Source organism: Streptomyces nigrescens, assembly GCF_027626975.1.
Taxonomy (GTDB): domain Bacteria; phylum Actinomycetota; class Actinomycetes; order Streptomycetales; family Streptomycetaceae; genus Streptomyces; species Streptomyces nigrescens.
This window is the reverse complement of record NZ_CP114203.1, coordinates 4,387,898-4,406,242: the sequence shown is the minus strand read 5'-3', so window position 1 is coordinate 4,406,242 and position 18,345 is coordinate 4,387,898. Positions and strand designations below refer to the sequence as shown.

Genomic DNA, 18,345 nt, shown 5'->3' with positions numbered 1-18,345 from the left:
CCAGCGTCGACCGGAGAGAAGAGCGAAGTTGTCCCCGACCAGCGAGACCACAGACGGCGGCGGCCGCCGACTCGTCATCGTCGAGTCGCCTGCCAAGGCGAAGACGATCAAGGGCTACCTCGGCCCTGGCTACGTGGTCGAGGCCAGCGTCGGACACATCCGCGATCTGCCCAACGGCGCCGCAGAGGTCCCGGCGAAGTACAAGGGCGAGCCCTGGGCCCGCCTCGGCGTGAACGTCGACGCCGACTTCCAGCCGATCTACGTCGTCAACAGTGACAAGAAGGACCAGGTCAAGAAGCTCAAGGAGCTGCTGGCCGAGTCCGACGAGCTCTACCTCGCCACAGATGAGGACCGCGAGGGCGAGGCCATCGCCTGGCACCTCCAGGAGATCCTCAAGCCCAAGGTCCCCGTCCACCGGATGGTCTTCCACGAGATCACCAAGGACGCGATCCGCGAGGCCGTCGCCAATCCGCGCGATCTGAACCAGAAGCTGGTCGACGCCCAGGAAACCCGCCGGATCCTCGACCGCCTCTACGGCTACGAGGTCTCGCCGGTCCTGTGGAAGAAGGTCATGCCCCGGCTGTCGGCCGGCCGGGTGCAGTCCGTCGCGACCCGTCTCGTCGTCGAGCGGGAGCGCGAGCGCATCGCCTTCCGCTCCGCCGAGTACTGGGACCTGACCGGCACCTTCGCCACCGGCCGGGCCGGTGACGCCAGCGACCCGTCGACGCTGACCGCACGGCTGAACACCGTCGACGGCCGCCGTATCGCCCAGGGCCGCGACTTCGGCCCCAACGGGCAGCTCAAGAACGATGTGCTCCATCTGGACGAGGCGAACGCCCGCGCGCTCGCCGCCGCCCTGGAGAACACCGACTTCGCGGTGCGCTCGGTCGAGTCCAAGCCCTACCGCCGCTCGCCGTACGCCCCGTTCCGTACGACCACCCTCCAGCAGGAGGCCAGCCGCAAGCTCGGCTTCGGCGCCAAGGCCACCATGCAGGTGGCCCAGAAGCTGTACGAGAACGGCTTCATCACCTATATGCGTACGGACTCCACCACGCTCTCGGACACCGCGGTCGCCGCGGCCCGGGCGCAGGTGACGCATCTGTACGGCGCGAACTACCTGCCGGACAAGCCGCGCACCTACGCCGGCAAGGTCAAGAACGCCCAGGAGGCGCACGAGGCGATCCGCCCCTCCGGCGACCGCTTCCGCACCCCGGCCGAGACCGGTCTGACCGGCGACCAGTTCAAGCTCTACGAGCTGATCTGGAAGCGGACCGTCGCCTCCCAGATGAAGGACGCGACCGGTAACTCCGTCACCGTCAAGATCGGTGGCCGGGCCGCCGACGGCCGGGACGCCGAGTTCAGCGCGTCCGGCAAGACCATCACCTTCCACGGCTTCCTCAAGGCCTATGTGGAGGGCGCCGACGACCCCAACGCCGAGCTCGACGACCGCGAGCGCCGGCTGCCGCAGGTCGCCGAGGGCGATGCGCTGGCCGCGCAGGAGATCACCGCCGACGGGCACGCCACCAAGCCGCCCGCCCGTTACACCGAGGCCACGCTGGTCAAGGAGCTGGAAGAGCGCGAGATCGGCCGCCCGTCGACCTATGCGTCGATCATCGGCACGATCCTCGACCGCGGCTATGTCTTCAAGAAGGGCACCGCGCTCGTCCCGTCCTTCCTGTCCTTCGCGGTGGTCAACCTCCTGGAGAAGCACTTCGGCCGGCTGGTCGACTACAGCTTCACCGCCAAGATGGAGGACGACCTCGACCGCATCGCCCGCGGTGAGGCGCAGTCCGTGCCGTGGCTGCGGCGCTTCTACTTCGGCCAGGGCCACGGCGAGGGCGGTGCCGCGGACGCCGGCAACGGCGACGGCGACCACCTCGGCGGGCTCAAGGAACTGGTCGAGGACCTGGGCGCGATCGACGCCCGGGAGATCTCGTCCTTCCCGGTCAGCGAGGACATCAAGCTGCGGGTCGGCCGCTACGGCCCGTATGTGGAGCGCGGGGAGAAGGACGCCGAGGGCCACCAGCGCGCCGACGTCCCCGACGACCTGGCGCCCGACGAGCTGACCGTGGAGTACGCGGAGGAGCTGCTCGCCAAGCCGAGCGGCGACTTCGAGCTGGGCATGGACCCGGACAGCGGCCACCAGATCGTCGCCAAGGACGGCCGCTACGGCCCGTACGTCACCGAGATCCTGCCCGAGGGCACCCCGAAGACCGGCAAGAACGCGGTCAAGCCGCGTACCGCCTCGCTCTTCAAGTCGATGTCCCTGGACACGGTGACGCTGGAGGACGCGCTCAAGCTGATGTCGCTGCCGCGCGTCGTCGGCAAGGACCCCGAGGGCGTGGAGATCACCGCGCAGAACGGCCGCTACGGCCCGTACCTCAAGAAGGGCACCGACTCGCGCTCCCTGGAGAGCGAGGAGCAGCTCTTCTCGATCACCGTCGACGAGGCGCTGGCGATCTACGCCCAGCCCAAGCAGCGCGGGCGGGCCGCCGCCAAGCCGCCGCTCAAGGAGCTGGGGACGGACCCGGTGAGCGGCAAGCCGGTGGTGGTCAAGGACGGCCGGTTCGGTGCGTATGTCACCGACGGCGAGACCAACGCGACGCTGCGGCGGGACGACGACGTCGAGACGGTCACCGCCGAGCGGGGCTACGAGCTGCTCGCGGAGAAGCGCGCCAAGGGGCCGGCGAAGAAGACCGCGAAGAAGGCGGCCAAGAAGGCGCCGGCCAAGAAGACGGCCGCGAAGAAGACGGCCGCCAAGAAGACCGCGGCGAAGAAGACGACCACGGCGAAGAAGACGACCGCCAAGAAGACCACCGCCAAGAAGACCACCGCGAAGACGGCGGCGGCCAAGAAGACGGCGGCGTCGGCCGAGGACTGAGGCGGCACCGGCCGGTTCCGGCCGGCAAAGCCGCAGGACAAGGGCGGGCAAGACGGACACGTTCCGTCGGGCCCGCCCCTTTGTTCGGGCAGGCGCTCGACGCTCCGCGCCGTATCGATAGGCTGGCGAGATGACGCGTGCCGAGCAGCCAACGGTCGTGACCCCCACTTCAGGCGCCCTAGCGGCGGATTCCCGCGAGCGCGCCGTGCGAGCCCTGCTCCGCTTCCCCCCACTGAAGCGACTGTGGAGCGCCCAATTTGTCGGGGGCATCGGCGATGCCCTGTCCATGCTTGTCCTCGTACTGCTCGCCCTGCAGGCGGCGCTGTACGTCCCCCTGGGCGGCGAAGCCGTCTTCGGCGGCGGTTATCGGGGAGCCGCCCTCGCGGTCACCGCGGTCTTCGCGGCCCGGATGCTGGCGATGCTGCTCTTCGGAGCCGTCCTGCTGGGCCCGCTGTCCGCGCTCACGGCGCCCGCCGGGCCACTGGACCGGCGCTGGACGATGATCGGCGCGGATGTGCTGCGGCTCGCGCTGCTGGTCATCGCGCCCCTCTGGATCGACTGGACGCCGGACGACGCACTGGCCTGGCTGCTGGTCACGGTCTTCGTCACCGGTGTCGCCGAACGCTTCTGGACCGTCGCACGGGAGAGCGCCGCACCCGGGCTGCTGCCCACCCCGCCCCCCGAGGGCGCCGCGGTCCGCCCGCTGCCCGACAACATGGACGCCCTGCGCCGCCTCTCGCTGCGCACCGCCTTCGTCTCGCTGCCGATCGCGGCCGCCGCCCTGGTGGTCGTCACCCTCATCAGCAAGCTGCTGGGCACCGGCATCGACTGGTTCCACCTCCACCAGGCCGCGCTCGGCTCGTATGTCGCCGCCGGGCTGTTCGCCGCCTCCGTATCGATCCTCTACTTCATCGAGCTCCCCGGTGTGCCGACGCCGCGGCCGCGCTCCCCTCTGGAGGGGCTGCGCCGGCCCAAGGCCGCAGGAGCGAAAACCGGACAGCCGGCCCAGGGCGAGAAGCCGGAGGACGGCACCGCCCGCCCGGCCGTCGACAAGGGCCGTACGGGCGCGATCCCGCTGCTGGTGGCGGCCTGCGCCGCGGTGGCCGCAGCCCTCGCCGCTGCCGTCTCGCTCGCCGTCCTGCACGGCTACGACCTGGCCGGCGGGCCGGCCGCCTTCGCGCTGCTGGTGCTGGCGCTGACCGGCGGCACGGCCGTCGGCATCCGCGGCGCCCAGCGGGTGCTGCCCACGCTCTCCCGGCGCCGGCTGCTCGCCCTCGCGGTGGCCGCCACCGGTCTCGCGCTGCTGGCCATGGGCCTGGTCCCGGACCCGACGACGGTGCTGGTGCTCGCGCTGCTGGCCGGTATCAGTGCCGGCATCGCCGCCAATACGGGGCACGTCCTGCTGGACCAGGAGTCCGAGGAATCCCGTACCGCCCGTACGACCGAGCATCTGCACGCCGTCGTCCGGCTCTCCATCGCGCTGGCCGCCATCGTCGCGCCGCTGCTCGCGGCCGTCATCGGCCCGCACCACGTCGGCGACGGCCCCTTCAGCTTCGCGTACGGCGGCGCCGCCTACACCCTGATGCTGGCCGGTGCGCTGCTGCTGCCGGTCGCCGCGCTGGTGCTCGGCAAGGTCGACGACCGGCAGGGCGTACCGCTGCGGCGTGATCTGCGAGAGGCGCTGCGCGGCGGCGACCCGGCGCAGGCGCCCACCCCCACCGGCTTCTTCATCGCCCTGGAGGGCGGCGACGGCGCCGGCAAGTCCACCCAGGTCGAGGCGCTCGCGGAGTGGATCCGCGGCAAGGGCCACGAGGTCGTGGTGACCCGCGAGCCGGGCGCCACCGCCATCGGCAAGCGGCTGCGCTCGATCATCCTGGACGTCTCGACGTCCGGGCTCTCGGACCGTGCGGAGGCGCTGATGTTCGCCGCCGACCGGGCCGAGCACGTCAGCAGCGTCATCCGGCCGGCCCTGGAGCGCGGCGCGGTCGTCATCACCGACCGGTACATCGACTCCTCGGTCGCCTACCAGGGCGCCGGGCGCAACCTCGCCCCCACGGAGATCGCCCGGATCTCGCGCTGGGCCACCGACGGTCTCGTCCCCCATCTGACGGTGCTGCTCGACATCTCCCCGGAGACCGCACGGGAGCGCTTCACCGAGGCACCGGACCGGCTGGAGTCCGAGCCCGCCGAATTCCACCAGCGGGTACGGGCCGGCTTCCTCACCCTGGCCGCCGCCGACCCCGCGCGCTATCTGGTCGTCGACGCCGGCCAGGAACCGGAAGCCGTCACCACCGTCGTACGGCACCGCCTCGACCAGGTGCTCCCGCTGTCCGAGACCGAGCTCCAGGCGCAGGCCGAGGCCCGTAAGGCCGCCGAGGAAGAGGCCCGCCGCAAGGCCGAGGAAGAGGCCGCGCGCAAGGCGGAGGCGGAGCGCCTGGAGCGCGAGCGCCAGGAGCAGCTCGCCCGGCTGCGCGCCGAGGAGGAAGAGCGCAAGCGCCAGGAGGCCGAGGCGGCCAGGGCGCGCGAGGAGGCCCGCCGGGCCGAGGAGGCCCGCAAGCGCGCCGAGGAGGCCCGGCAGGCCGCCGAGGCGGAGCGGGCCCGCCGCGAGGCGGAGGAACGCGCCCGCCAGGCCGAGCAGGAGCGGCTGCGCAAGCAGCACGAGGAGGAGGCGCGGCTGCGCAAGGAGGCCGAGGAGCGCCGCCTGGAGAAGCAGCGCAAGGCCGAGGCGGCCCTGGTGCGCGCCGAGGAGGCGCGGAAGGCGGCGGCCGAGGCGGCTGCCGCGGCGGAGGCCAAGGCCGCGGCCGAAGCGGCCGAGGCGGCGAAGGCGGCCGACGCGCCCACGGCGGAGACCTACGTCGCGGATCTGCGCAAGCGGTTCGGCGAGAGCGCGCCCGACGACGCGTCCTCGTCCTCCGGTTCCGGCTCGGACAGCGAGCGGACCGAGGAGTCGCTGCCGCGGCCCGGGACACCGGGCGGTGACGTCCCCCGTGCGGCGGACGAGACGGCGGTGCTGCCCCCGGTGCGGGACGCGCAGGACCCCTGGCGCGGCCTGGACACCGGCGCGGACGTGGAGGAGACCGCTGTGCTGCCGCCCGTACGGGGCGACGTACGCGGTGACGACGGACGCAGCGGTGACCCCGCCGACCGCGTGCCGCCGTGGATGTTCCGCAAGGAGACACCGGACGCGGCGGCCGGCGGGAACGGCGCGGCGTCGGGACAGCGGTCCGCCCCCGCGGAGTCACGCGTCGAGCGCACCCGCGAACTCCCGCAGATCGACCCGGCGACGGGCCACCCCGTGGAGATCCCGCAGCGCAGCCGCCCCCGCCCCGAATGGGCGGAGGAGACCCCGCTGGATGATCTGCCCACGCTCGCCGACGAGCTGCTGGGCCCGCGCGGGGACGAGGAAGCGGACGACGGCAGGGGCGAGGACGGCCGTCGCGGCGGCCAGGGACGGCGCGGCTAGCCGGCCGGGACGCCCCCGTACGACCGGCCGTGGCCGCAGCGGAAAAGCTGCGGCCACGGCCGTTCTCCGTTTCCGGAGGGGGCGTCCGGCCACCCGGCGCCGGCTTCCGGATTCGTTTGTCAGTGGGTTGCACCACAATGGGTCAGGCGCGGAGCGCTGCGCGGTGTGCGAGGCCGGGCGCACCCGCACACCGCGCGGCACGGGCAGCACGGATCGGCACAGGAACGGCGGACAGCGATGGCGGTATGGGACGACGTGGTCGGCCAGGACCGGGTGACGGCGACGCTGGCCGCGGCCGCGCGCGATGCGGACGCCCTGGTCTCCGCGGAGCGGGCGGGGCAGGAGCCCCCGCCCGGTGAGCGGCCGGAGCTCTCCGCCGACCGCAGCGGCGCCTCCCAGATGACACACGCCTGGCTGTTCACGGGCCCTCCCGGCTCCGGACGCTCCACCGCCGCCCGCGCCTTCGCCGCCGCCCTGCAGTGCGTCAGCCCGGACCGCGCCCTCGGCGGCGGCCCCGGCTGCGGCTTCTGCGACGGCTGCCACACCGCCCTGATCGGCACCCACGCCGATGTCGAGATCGTCCGTACGGACCTGCTGTCCATCGGCGTCAAGGAGACCCGCGACCTGGTCCGCCGGTCCTCGCTCTCCCCGTCCGGCGGCCGCTGGCAGGTGATCGTCCTGGAGGACGCCGACCGCCTCACCGAAGGCGCCGGCAATGTCCTCCTCAAGGCCGTCGAGGAGCCCGCGCCCCGTACGGTCTGGCTGCTCTGCGCCCCCTCCGTGGAGGACGTCCTCCCCACCATCCGCTCGCGCTGCCGCCTGCTCTCCCTGCGTACGCCGCCGGTCGACGCGGTCGCCGACGTCCTCGTCCGCCGGGACGGCATCGAACCGGAGGCCGCCGGCCGGGCCGCCCGCGCCACCCAGGGACACATCGGCCGGGCCCGCCGCCTCGCCACCGACGAGCGCGCCCGGGCCCGCCGGACGGCCGTACTGAAGCTCCCCCTCCGCGTCGACGACATCGGCGGCTGCCTCAAGGCCGCCCAGGAGCTGATCGACGCCGCGGGCGAGGACGCCAAGCAGGTCGCCGAGGAGGTCGACACCAAGGAGACCGAGGAGCTGCGCGCCGCGCTCGGCGCCGCCGCCGGCACCGGCGGACGGCTGCCGCGCGGCACGGCCGGCGCCATGAAGGAACTCCAGGACAAGCAGAAGCGCCGCTCGACCCGTACCCAGCGCGACAGCCTCGATCTGGCCCTGGTCGACCTCACCGGCTTCTACCGCGACGTCCTCGCCCTCCAGATGGGCGCCTCGGTACCCCTCGCCAACGACGAGGTACGCGACAGCGTCCAGCGCATCGCCACCGCATCGACCCCCGAACGCACCCTCCGCCGTATAGAAGCCGTCATCGCCTGCCGTGAGGCCCTGGACCGCAATGTGGCCCCCCTCCTCGCGGTCGAGGCGATGACGGTGGCGCTCCGCGCCGGCTGACCACCCCACCCACCCAGGGCACCGGCCCCGCCGGTCACCCGGCCGTCTACTCCAGGAGCCGCACACACCACGTCCTCACCCGGATACTCTCCGTGCGGGAGTGTTCCTGTCACCTGTCACCTGTCACCTGTCACCTGTCACCTGTCACCTGCCAACCGCTATCCGCCCTACCGGCCCGAAGCCGGCTCTCCGCCTGAAGCCGGGCCCGGACCGCCCCGGCCGCTCAGCGCTCCCCTCCCCGCACGGCACGCCGTACCCGTGCAGTACCTGCACTCCATCCACCGGACCCATCCACCGGACCCATCCACCGGACCCATCCACCGCACTTCATCCGCCGCACTTCATTCACCGGGCTCCATCCACCGCACTCCACAGCACTCCACATCCAGGGACCGACTCCGCACTTCACACTCCACACTCCACTCCCAGGGACCGAGACCAAGGGACCGCCCATGGCCACCAGCCGCCTGCTCCGCACCTCTGCCGCCGTTCTCGCGGCCACCGCTCTGCTGATCTCCGGCTGCTCCTCGGGGAGTTCGTCCCCCGGCAGTGAGGCGTCCCCGGGCCACAGGACGGAGGCCGGTGTCCAGCGCCCCGCCGAGGCCGCCTCCCTCGCGCCCCTCCCGGCTTCCACTCCGGCAAGCCTCCGCCCGTATTACGACCAGAAGCTGAGCTGGCGTCCCTGTAGCGTGGCGGGCTTCGAGTGCGCCACGATGAAGGCGCCCCTCGACTACGCCAAGCCCAGCGCGGACACCGACCTCAAGCTCGCGGTGGCCCGCAAGAAGGCCACCGGCCCCGGCAGCCGGATCGGCTCCCTCCAGGTCAATCCGGGCGGCCCCGGCGGCTCGGCCATCGACTACCTCCAGCAGTACGCGCCCCAGCCCGCCCCGGTCCGCGCGCGCTACGACCTGGTGGCGATGGACCCGCGCGGTGTGGACCACAGCGAACCGGTCGAGTGCCTGACCGACAAGCAGATGGACCGCTACACCCAGACCGATGTGACCCCGGACTCACCGGCCGAGGTCAACAAGCTCATCAGCGCCTACCGCAGCTTCGCCAAGGGCTGCGCGTCCCGCGCCGGCAAGCTGCTCTCCCATGTCTCCACCATCGAGGCCGCCCGCGACATGGATGTGCTGCGCGCCGTCCTGGGCGACAAGAAGCTCACCTACGTGGGCGCCTCCTACGGCACCTTCCTCGGCGCGACCTACGCCGGCCTCTACCCCTCCCGTGTCGGCCGCATGGTCCTGGACGGCGCCATGGACCCGGCGCTCGACTCCCGCACCGTCAACCTCAACCAGACCGCCGGCTTCAACACCGCCTTCAGCGCCTTCGCCGCGGACTGCATCAAGCACAAGGACTGCCCGCTCGGGACCACGAGCGTCGAGGACGCCGGCCGTCAGCTCTCCGCCCTCTTCAAAAAGCTGGACGCCCATCCGGTGGCAACGGGCGAGGAGCGCAAGCTCACCGAATCCCTCGCCACTACGGGCGTCGTCGCCGCCATGTACGACGAGCGCGCCTGGCCCGTCCTGCGCGAATACCTGGCCCAGGCCAAGGCCGGCAACGGCCGCGGGCTGCTCACCCTCTCCGACAGCTACTACGAGCGCGACCCGAACGGCACCTACGCCAACCAGATGTACGCCAACCCCGCCGTCAACTGCCTCGACCTCGCCTCCGCCTTCAACGGCCCCGACCAGGTCCGCGCCGCCCTGCCCAGCTTCCGCAAGGCCTCCCCGGTCTTCGGCGAAAACTTCGCCTGGGCCGCCCTGAACTGCGCGTACTGGCCGGTCAAGCCCACCGGCACGGCCCACCGCATCGAGGCCAAGGGCGCCGCCCCGATCCTCGTCGTCGGCACCACCCGCGACCCGGCCACCCCCTACACCTGGGCCAAGGCCCTCGCCGCCCAGCTCTCCAGCGCCACCCTCCTCACCTACGAGGGCGACGGCCACACCGCCTACGGCCGCGGCAGCCAGTGCATCGACACCGCGATCAACAACTACCTCCTCAAGGGCACCGTCCCCCCGAAGGGCAAACGCTGCAAGTGACCCGCACCACACCCGTCCCCCTCTCACCCCGCCGCCCTCTGACCAGCCGCTGAACGCGTTACAGAGCACCCCTCCGCCATGTGTAGACTGGGCCGCGCACCACGCCGCCTTAGCTCAGTTGGCCAGAGCAACGCACTCGTAATGCGTAGGTCTCGGGTTCGAATCCCGAAGGCGGCTCAGTAAAAAGGCCAGGTCACACAGCCCGTGACCTGGCCTTTTGCGTTACTCGGGGGCATGACGCGTCACGCGGCCGTGGTGCCGCGAGATGGCTTGCGTGAGCGATGCGTGAGCGGGGGCGTTCAGAGACCTACTTCTTGGGCTTCCGGAGCTCGGCCTTCTTGTTGGCCTTGGGCTGGGCTTTCGCCTTGTTCTTCGGCTTGCCGCCCTTGCTCTGGCCGGCGTTCTTCGCCGCGTCCTTCTTGGCCTTCTCCTTCTTCGCGGCCTTGCGGGCCGCCTTCTCCGCCTCGGTCTTGCGCTGAAGCGGGACCAGCTTCGCCGTCGCTTCGGCGGCGCTCTTGCCGACCTGGGGCAGGACGCTCTGGTAGATGTCCCGCGTGATGCGGGTGTCACTGTGCCCGAGGGTGTCCGACACGATCTTGATGTCGATGTCGGCGGCCAGCATGAGCGTTGCTGCGCCGTGGCGCAGGTCATGCAGACGGATCGGCGGGAGGCCGGAGGCGGCGACGAGGCGCTCGAAGAGGTCGGTCACCTTGCCCGGGTGGAGCCAGGAGCCGTCTTCCTGAGTGAAGACGTGGCCGGTCTCGACCCATGCCGAGCCCCACTCCGCGCGGTCCGCTTCCTGCCGCTCGCGGTGCCGCTTCAGGACATCGATGGTGTCGTCGTCGAGCGCGACCACGCGATACCCGCTGTCCGTCTTGGGGTCGGACGTCTCGACTTCCCAGCCGTCCTGCACGAGTTGGGAGGAGACAGTGAGGGAGTAGGCGTCGAGATTCGTCTCCGACCACGGCTGCCCACACGCCTCGCCACGGCGCAGGCCGCGGAACGCGATCAGGTGCCACATCGCGTACAGCCGGTCCTCGGCGACGAAGTCTAGGAAGGCGCCGGTCTGCTGAGGCGTCCAGACCATCACCGGTGACGGCTTCTCGCCCGTCTGCTCCCACTTGGCAACCCGCTCGTCCGTCCACACGAGCGCCTTCGGCTTGCGTACGGGATCGATCTCGACGTGGGCGGCCGGGTTGAACGTGATGATCTGCTGCCCGATCGCGTCGTTCAGGGCCGCGCGGAGAGTGGCCTTGACATGCTGACGCGTGGCGGGGCCGGTGATGCGACGGAAGCGCGGCATCTCGTCGATCGCGGCCTTCATCGCCTTGCGGCGGGCACGGTTCTCCACGCCCTTCCACGGTACGGTCGCCAGCTCCTCGATCGCGGCTCGCCGCTGGGCGTTGTCTTCCAGGATCTGGGCGTTGGCGTCGCGGATGTCCGTGAACATCTCGCTGAGGTGGCTGACGCGCAGCCGGTCCAGCCGCCGGTTTCCGATGCGCGGCTTCAAGTGCACGCGAATGTCGGTCTCGTAGCGGTTGAGGCCGGACTTGCGTATGCGCTTACCGGCCAGCCACCGGTCGAGCCACTCACTCACTGTCAGGCTGCCGATGAGGTTCTGGCCGGCGTTCAGGCGCCGCCTAGTCTCCTCGACGCCAGGCAGAGGCGACCGCTCGCGGCTGACCTCCGCCAGCATCTCGGCGATGAGTTCTGTGCCCTCGGGGTCGTCCGACTCGGCCAGCCCGAGGAGAGCGCGGACGTGGTCGAGGTCGGCCTGGGCCGACTTGAGGCTGCTGTACCCGCCACGGGCGAACGAGCGTCGGCTGCCGTCCTCACGGGGCGAGAGCTCCTGGCGTATGGAGTAGGTGCAGTGGTTCCTGCTGTTGCGCTTGGGGCAGGTGCTGCCGAGTTCCTTGCCGGTCTTGGGGTCCCGGCAGGAACAGCGGCGGTAGGTGGAGCCCTTCAAAGATCATTCTCCTCGGTGGTGTCAGGGTCGGTTCCGGGTGAGTCGATTGCGGCGGCAAGGTCGGGCCACAGGAAGGGAGGCGTGACGCCCTCTTCCCGGATGAAGGCGCGGATCCTGCGCAGGCGGCTCTCGGCGTCGTCAGCTGCCTCGGCGGCACGGGCCTGAGCGCGGAGGGCCTCGGCCTTCCGATCGGCGTTCGGGGCGGTCTCGGCGTGGTAGCGCGCGAACTCCTCATCGCGTCGTGCGCTCTGCAGTTGCTCCTCGGCGGCGTGGTGGGCGCGGAAGTAGCGGAGCATGTCGTCGTCCGCGCCGAGTTCTGTGTCCTCCCCGGTGAACCAGTGCAGGGCATTCAGGGCGGAGGTGGGGTGCTGAAGCGGGAGCCGCTGCACGTCGTCGACGTAGCCGACGGGGTAGATGAGGCAGATGGGCGGGGTGTTCAGCGCCTTGGCCAGGACCATGACGTCGACCAGGGGCAGGTTGGAACGGCGCCCGGACTCCATGTTGGCGATCACGTTGCGGGGGATCGGGTGGCCGATCTCCTCGCACTTGTCGGCCAAGTCCTTTGCGCTCCACCCCAGTTCCTTCCGTCGTCTGCGGACCTCGTCGGCCACGGTGGCCATGACCTGGTCCACCCACTCAAGGACGTCGTCCTCGTCGTCGGCCTTCTCATATCCATGGTCGCGACGGTGTTGTGTCATGCAGACACATTAGCTCGCCTAGCGTTGATTTCGTGGCCTGGAGACGGGCGCGATGGTCGCGTTCGCCGAGGGCTCAGTAATGGATGGAGCGCGCATGCGCGAGAACGAAGCTGGCGGGCGAGTGAAGGGGATGAGTCGCGAGGAGCTTCTGGAGCTTCCAGCTGCCGTTGACCTGGAGACAGGCAACCGGGCGTTGGGGCTGGGGCGGAGCAAGGGGTACGAGCTCGCCAAGCGTGATCAGTACCCGTGCAAGGTGCTGCGACTCGGCAACGCCTACCGGGTGGTGACGGCGGACCTGTTGGCCCTGCTGGGACTGGCAGCGTGAAGCAGCTGATGCGTAGCAGGCACTTCTGCGCTGAGCTGACACAGAAACGCTGGACTGTGGCGTGGCGTGGACGTACTGTCCGTGGTCGCTCGCGGTACCGAGGCGCCCGCGAGAAGGGGGAGAGCCTCCGGCGGTGCAACGCCGGAGGCCCCAAGGCTCCCCAGCAATCCCATGAGAACCGACCCGGCGGCAGGGGCGTGCAAGCCCGACACCGCCAGACGAGGAGCCGCCCAGTGCAACCCGAGAACCCCGAGTCCTATTCCGACCCCGCCCGAGCGGCCTGGCCCGCGACGGCCATCCCCGGCCGGCCAGGCGCCCACCTGCGTGCAGCGCAGGCCGACAGCGCCGCGGCAGACCCGAGCGACGGTACTGCCGACAGCAGCGCCAACGAGGCGGACGCGGCGAGCGGGCTGGAGGCCATACCCGATGCGGAGCAGACGTCCGGCTCGAAGCTACTGGATGAACTGCGCTCCCAGGTAGCCCAGTTCGTGATCCCACCCTCGTCGGAGGCGCTGGACGCGATCACTCTGTGGGTGGCGGCGACGCATCTCCAGCCCGCGTGGCAGCACGCCCCGCGTCTGGCGGTGGTGGGACCGGCGAAACGCTGCGGAAAGTCGCGGCTGCTGGACGTGCTGACCGAGACGGTCCACGAGCCGATGCTGACCATCAACACCACACCGGCGGCCATCTTCCGCTCGATCAGCGAGGAGGAGCCGCCGACGCTGCTGGTGGACGAGGCCGACACCATCTTCGGCCCCAAGGTCGCGGAGAAGAACGAGGAGACGCGTGGCCTGCTCAACGCCGGTCATCAGCGCGGCCGGTACGTCACCCGGGTCGTCGGCAACGACCACACCCCGCACAAGTTCGCCACCTTCGCCATGGCGGCCATCGCGGGAATCGGTGACCTGCCTGACACGGTCATGGACCGGTCGGTGGTGATCCGCATGCGGCGCCGGGCCGAGGGCGAGAAGGTCCGGCCCTTCCGCTCCCGCCGCGACATCCCCGCCCTGCACGAGATACGCGACCGCATCCACGCGTGGGCCAGGCCGCTGCTAGAGGAGGCCGCGAACCTGGAGCCGGTCATGCCGGTCGAAGACCGCGCCGCCGACACGTGGGAGCCCCTGGTGATCGTCGCCGATCTGGCAGGCGGTTGCTGGCCCCGGCTGGCGCGGGTCGCCTGCGCGCGGATGGTCGCTGCCGAAGTGGCGGCCGAGGAGGACCACCCCAGTGGTGCACGAATCCTCGCCGACATCCGCCGGGTCTTCTTCGCTCAGCGTGAGGTGGACAGCCTGTCCACAGGGGACCTCCTCCACCACCTGCGTCAAGACCCCGAAGCCCCATGGGCGGAGCGGGGACGTGACGGCCTAACGGCCCGAGAGCTCGGCAGGATGCTGCGCGACTTCGACATTCGGCCCGGCAACGTGCGCATGGCCGACGGAAGGCAGCTCAAGGGCTACATGCGCAACAAGTTCCTCGACGCGTGGCGGCGCTACTGCCCCACCGTGCACCCAGTCGACGCCGGTCCCGTGCCCAACTCGGGCTGAGCCCCGCCCCTCCGGTTGCCGTCCTTGCCGTCCCTGCCGTGATCCCGCAGGTCAAACGCAGTGCAGGCAAGACGGCAGCCGGGCCCAAGACGGCAACGCGATCACCAACGGCGCGCTGACCGCCAGGACGTCTCCCACCTCCGTCTTGTGCCGTCCTAGGCGTCCCTGCCGTATCACCGCAGGTCACAGGTCCTTCGATCAAGACGGAAGACGGATCCGCCCCGTCCACCGCCACCTCCACGTTCCGCGAGGGCGGCGGTGCCGCAACACGTCGGCACCGCCGCCGAGACGGAACGCCAACACCTGTGCCGTACCTGCCCTGACCTGCGGTTTCAACGGCCAAGACGGCCAAGACGGACCACGCCACCACCACAGGAGAACCCCGCTTGACGACCCTCGCACCACTCGCCGACCACACCGATCAGGAGACCGGTGCGTGCCGCACTCCGGGCTCACGAGGGCAGTTGATGATGACCAAACAGACCGCCGAGACGTATGCGCTCGTCGCCGCAGGAACCGTCATCGTCGCCCTGACCGCCGGTGGGTTCTGGCTCTCCTACGCGCACCTCGCCGAGGTCGCCGGACAGCATGGACTCAAGAGTTCCCCCATACGCCAGTGGGCCTGGCCCGCGACGTTGGACGCGTTCATCGTCGCGGGGGAGATGCTGATGCTCCGCGCGGGCCTGCGGCGGCTCACCGATGGGTGGGCCATCGCCCTCACGGCCACCGGATCGGTCGGTTCCATCGCGCTGAACGTAGCCGGGGTCAGCGGAGCCGGCGGTCCCGGAGCGAAGCCCCTGCTCGACTATGTGGTCGCCGCCGTACCCCCGACCGCCGCGCTGCTGGCCTTCGGCGTCCTGATGCGGCAGATCCACCAGCTGGTCGACCGGCCGATCGGCCGCATGGGGCCGGCGTTGGATGAGGGGCCGGAGTCAGCGACCAATGCTGCTGGCCGCGCCACTGAGCCACCGGCTGGCAGTTCCGCCCAGTCGCCGGAACCTCAGCTCCGCGAACCGGACAGCAAACGACGTGGGGGCCGCCCAGCTGGGGCCACGGTCGACGAACTCGTGGAGATCGGTCGTATCGCCGCTGCACAGCAGGGCAAAGTCACCCGGGCCATTGTCCAAAAGGCCGTACGGGACAAGGGACTGACGGTCAGCGGGGAACGGCTGACCGAGGTGATGGTCGTCCTTCGACGCGGGCTCGAAGCCGCTTCCGGCACCGGTCCCGATAGGGACTGACTGCTTGCCCAAGGGGTGACCGGAACCCTTCCGGTCACCCCGCCAGCCGGTCACTGTCACCCTCACCGCCCAGTCATCCACACCTGTGGGCGAGGCGGCGATCGCCTGGGCTCTGCCCAACCTTGCCCGTCAGCCCGCCTGCCCCGCTCGTCCCTTCCGGAGAACACCCATGACGCATGACCCACACCAGGCCGAGGACACCCTCGATGAGCCGCTGCCGCTGACGAAGTCCCCTGGTCTGATGGGGCGTTTGCGGCGGGCGTTCGGAAGGGTGGCCCCTGGCGGAGCCAGTAGTACCCCGAGTCCGACTCAAGGCCGGACTTCGGGGGTCCCCGCCCCAGGGGTGGCGGAGACGGCCCAGCGCCAGGGGACGCCGGGCCAGGAGGGCGGGGCTGAGGCCGGCCCCGCCCTGGACACGCTCTACGCCGTCCAGCGCGAGATCCTTCGCCTCGCCCCTGCCGCCGAGACTGTCATCGGCGAGCCCGTCGTGAAGAGTGCCCAGCCCACGATCCGTCGCTTCGGGGGCAACAAGCGCACCGTCCGCGTCGGCCCGCTGCGGTTCACCGGCGACGAGCACGCCGGCCTTCAGGAGGCTGCTGCCGAGCACGGCTACAAGGGTGAATCCGGCTTCGCCGCCGACGTCGTCCTGGCCTTCATCGCCGGCCGGTTCACCGCCAACCTGCCCCTGTCCGAGGACCGCCGCCGCACGCACATGTTCCGCGCCCAGGTCCTGCGTCAGCTCAACCGCATCGGCGTCAACGTCAACCAGATCGCCCGCGCCCTCAACAGCGACCTCACCCCACCCGACATACGCCACCGCCTCGACGAACTTCACCACCTGCTGGAACTGATCGTCCAGGCCCTGCGCCAGCCTGTCGACCCGGGGGAGGACCTTGCCGCATGATCGCCGCCATCAAGACGCCCGGCGCCAACACCCGCGGCCTGCTGGCCTACCTCTACGGCCGGGGAACCCACGACGAACACTTCGACCCGCACATCGTGGCTGGCTTCGCGCTGCTCGGCATGCCCGACCCCGGCCGCGACGAGATGGCCACCCTCACCGAACTCGCCCGCCACCTCGACGAGCCCGTACGCCTGCGCAACAGCGAGTTCGGCAAGCCTGTCACCGACCACGTCTGGCACTGCCCCGTCCGCGCCGCACCCGAAGACCGCTACCTCTCCGATGCCGAATGGGGCGAGATCGCCCAGCGCGTCGTCGCTGCGGTCGGCATAGCCCCTGCCGGTGATGACCTGGCTTGCCGCTGGATCGCCGTACGCCACGCCGACGACCACATCCACATCCTCGCCACCACCGTCCGCGAAGACGGCCGCCGCCCCAAACTCCACGGCAGCGGCATCCGCGTCGGCGACGCATGCCGCGAGATCGAGAGGGACTACGGTCTGCGCCGCCTGAAGAAGGGCGACCGCACCAACACCCGACGTCCCACCCAGGCCGAGATGCACAAAGCCAAGCGCCTCGGCTGGGAGCAGACCAGCAAGGAGTGGCTCCAGGACCGCATCCGCGCCGCGATCCCCCACGCCAAGAGTGCCGAGGAACTCCTCGCCTACCTCGAAGCAGGGGGCATCCGAGTCAAGGCCAAGCGGGGACCGTCCGGTGACCTCCTCGGCTACGCCGTCGGACGCCCCGGCGACCTCAACAAGGACGACGAACAGATCTTCCACCCCGGCGGAAAGATCGCCCCCGACCTCTCCCTCCCCAAGATCAAGGCGCGCCTCGAATCCAGCCAGCCCGAAGAGCACCCCACCGCCCGCCGCGCCCAGCCCACTACCCCCTGGCACCAGGCCACCGCCGCCCTTGATGCGCTCCACACCGACCTCGCCGACGACGCGCGAGCCCAGGCACACATCACCGCCCTCGGTGAACTGATCGAAGCCACCGCCCAGGCGGCACCTGCCGACCTGCGGGCTGAACTCCAAGCCGCCTCGAAGGCGTTCGCACGCGCCCAGCGCTCCCAGATCCGGGCAGAAGACCGAGCCGCCCACACTCTGCGCAACGCGGCCCGCGACATCGCCCACACCGCCACCGGCCCCGACGGCAGCGCCCTCGCCGCCCTGGTCGCAGCGCTCGTCTGGGCCGCAATCGTCGCGGGACGTTGGCACGAGGCCAACGGCCATGCCCACCAAGCCGACGCCGCCCGCCAAGCCCTCCAGCACCTTCAGAGCGCCGCCGACCACGCCCTCACCCCGGAACTCGCAGATCTCGCGCAGCGCCAGCCGAAGGAGGAGACCCGCCGCACCCTGGCCAGCGACGTACGCGCCGCCATCCCCGAGCACGCCGGGCGGGTCCTCACCGACACCGTCTGGCCGGCCCTCGCCACCGTTCTCGCCGACGCCGAAGCCCGCGGCCACAAACCCCACCAACTCCTCAAGGAAGCAGCCGCCCAACGCGAACTGGCCACCGCCCGCCAACCCGCCCGAGTCCTGATCACCCGCATCCAGCACACCGGACGCAACCCCACCCCCAACCGCCGCGCCGCAGCAGCCCGCCTCCGCACCACCACCGCCCCGCACCCACCCCTCGGACCTGACTCCGTCCAGCCAACGGCGGCAACTACGGCACCAGCCGCGCAGCAGCGTCGCCCGCGCCGCTAGCCGCTCAACACGCCGCTGTACGACCGTGGCTCCGCTGCGGTCGTACAGCGAGCGGTTGGACGGGCGCTCGGCGAATCGCCCCCTGCC

11 protein-coding genes and 1 tRNA gene are annotated in these 18,345 nt (G+C 71.0%); 10 read left to right on the top strand and 2 right to left on the bottom strand.

The genetic code is table 11. The features are described from left to right. Positions 1 to 28 precede the first annotated feature (28 nt). The 5 genes from topA to STRNI_RS19560 all read left to right on the top strand — a co-directional run bounded on the left by topA (position 29) and on the right by STRNI_RS19560 (position 10,048). Positions 29 to 2,881, top strand: coding sequence for a type I DNA topoisomerase (gene topA, locus STRNI_RS19580; RefSeq protein ID WP_274737390.1), 2,853 nt, complete (start codon positions 29 to 31; stop codon positions 2,879 to 2,881). Between the two features lie 130 nt (positions 2,882 to 3,011). Beyond that, positions 3,012 to 6,344: a dTMP kinase gene (tmk, locus tag STRNI_RS19575; protein ID WP_277411699.1), complete on the top strand. Its 3,333-nt coding sequence runs from the start codon at positions 3,012 to 3,014 to the stop codon at positions 6,342 to 6,344. A 237-nt stretch (positions 6,345 to 6,581) separates the two neighbouring features. Further along, on the top strand, positions 6,582 to 7,829 hold the full coding sequence (locus STRNI_RS19570) for a DNA polymerase III subunit delta' (protein ID WP_018089994.1): 1,248 nt from the start codon (positions 6,582 to 6,584) through the stop codon (positions 7,827 to 7,829). A gap of 452 nt (positions 7,830 to 8,281) precedes the next feature. Beyond that, positions 8,282 to 9,871: an alpha/beta hydrolase gene (locus tag STRNI_RS19565; RefSeq protein WP_026169700.1), complete on the top strand. Its 1,590-nt coding sequence runs from the start codon at positions 8,282 to 8,284 to the stop codon at positions 9,869 to 9,871. 103 nt (positions 9,872 to 9,974) lie between these two features. Further along, positions 9,975 to 10,048, top strand: a tRNA-Thr gene (locus STRNI_RS19560). Positions 10,049 to 10,178: 130 nt separating this feature from the next. Here the strand turns inward: STRNI_RS19560 and STRNI_RS19555 are convergent. Further along, entirely contained in the window at positions 10,179 to 11,837 is a 1,659-nt protein-coding gene (locus tag STRNI_RS19555) for a tyrosine-type recombinase/integrase (RefSeq protein WP_277411698.1), read from the bottom strand. Beyond that, the gene (locus tag STRNI_RS19550) at positions 11,834 to 12,535 is read right to left on the bottom strand and encodes a helix-turn-helix domain-containing protein (RefSeq protein WP_277411697.1); all 702 of its coding nucleotides are present in this window, start codon (positions 12,533 to 12,535) and stop codon (positions 11,834 to 11,836) included. The genes STRNI_RS19555 and STRNI_RS19550 overlap by 4 nt, the downstream gene beginning before the upstream one ends. A gap of 94 nt (positions 12,536 to 12,629) precedes the next feature. On the opposite strand from STRNI_RS19550, the gene STRNI_RS19545 reads away from it, so the two are divergent. From STRNI_RS19545 to STRNI_RS19525, 5 genes are all read left to right on the top strand, one after another. Continuing rightward, positions 12,630 to 12,860, top strand: a complete 231-nt coding sequence (locus STRNI_RS19545) for a hypothetical protein (RefSeq protein WP_277411696.1) — start codon at positions 12,630 to 12,632, stop codon at positions 12,858 to 12,860. A 233-nt stretch (positions 12,861 to 13,093) separates the two neighbouring features. Next, positions 13,094 to 14,404: a DUF3631 domain-containing protein gene (locus STRNI_RS19540; protein WP_277411695.1), complete on the top strand. Its 1,311-nt coding sequence runs from the start codon at positions 13,094 to 13,096 to the stop codon at positions 14,402 to 14,404. Between the two features lie 470 nt (positions 14,405 to 14,874). Continuing rightward, a complete protein-coding gene (locus STRNI_RS19535; protein ID WP_381844166.1) occupies positions 14,875 to 15,645 on the top strand; it encodes a DUF2637 domain-containing protein in 771 nt (256 codons plus the stop codon). 169 nt (positions 15,646 to 15,814) lie between these two features. Then, positions 15,815 to 16,549 carry a MobC family plasmid mobilization relaxosome protein gene (locus tag STRNI_RS19530; RefSeq protein ID WP_277411694.1) on the top strand — a complete coding sequence of 245 codons (735 nt, stop codon included), beginning with the start codon at positions 15,815 to 15,817 and terminating at the stop codon, positions 16,547 to 16,549. Beyond that, positions 16,546 to 18,258 carry a relaxase/mobilization nuclease domain-containing protein gene (locus STRNI_RS19525; RefSeq protein ID WP_277411693.1) on the top strand — a complete coding sequence of 571 codons (1,713 nt, stop codon included), beginning with the start codon at positions 16,546 to 16,548 and terminating at the stop codon, positions 18,256 to 18,258. The genes STRNI_RS19530 and STRNI_RS19525 overlap by 4 nt, the downstream gene beginning before the upstream one ends. Positions 18,259 to 18,345 lie beyond the last annotated feature (87 nt).